Raw genomic sequence first — 766 nt, forward strand, 5'->3', positions numbered from 1 at the left:
TCCTGGCGAGGTTCTGGCCGAGGCACTGGTGCGGGCCGTATCCGAAGGCGAGGTGGTGGCGGGCTCCGCGCTCGATGTCCAGTTCGGCCGGGTTCGTGAATGCCGCCGGGTCCCGGTTGGCTGACAGGGCCGAGACGATGACGCCTTCGCCGGCCTTGATGCTCACCCCGCCGGTCTCCACGTCTTCGGTGGCCACCCGGGCGGTGACCGTGTCGGTGATGGTGAAGTAGCGCAGCAGTTCCTCCACGGCTGCGGGTGTCCTGCCCGGGTCGGCCTTGATCAGGGCCAGCTGTTCCGGGTGGGTGAGCAGGCCGAGCACGCCGAGGGAGATCATGTTCGCGGTGGTCTCGTGTCCGGCGGTCAGCAGCAGGAAGGCCTGGCTCACCAGGGCCGTGTGGTCGAGGGCGCCTTCCTGGCGTTGCCGGGCGATCTGCCGGCCGAGCAGGTCGTCGCCGGGTTCGGACTCCTTGCGGGTGACCAGGTCGTCGAAGTAGGCGCGCAGTTCGGCGAAGGCTCGCAGGCGGTCTTCCTGCGAGGCCAGACTCACCATCATGGTGGTGCGGCTCTGGAAGAAGTCGTGGTCGGTGTAGGGGACGCCGAGCAGCTCGCAGATCACCAGGGAGGGCACCGGCAGGGACAGCGCCTGCACCAGGTCGACCGGCCGCTGGTCGGTGGCGAGCATGCCGTCGACGAAGTGGTCGACGATGTCCTGGATGCGCGGGCGCAGCGCGGCCAGCCGCTTCACGGTGAACTCGCCGACGACCGG

General features: G+C 69.5%; 1 protein-coding gene. It reads right to left on the bottom strand.

The annotated features are described in order from the left end of the window. Window positions 1-766: cytochrome P450 (locus ABGB14_RS50010; RefSeq protein WP_347650963.1), on the bottom strand; the 766-nt coding region annotated here is incomplete at both ends.

The organism is Nonomuraea sp. B10E15, from assembly GCF_039871615.1.
Classification (GTDB): domain Bacteria; phylum Actinomycetota; class Actinomycetes; order Streptosporangiales; family Streptosporangiaceae; genus Nonomuraea.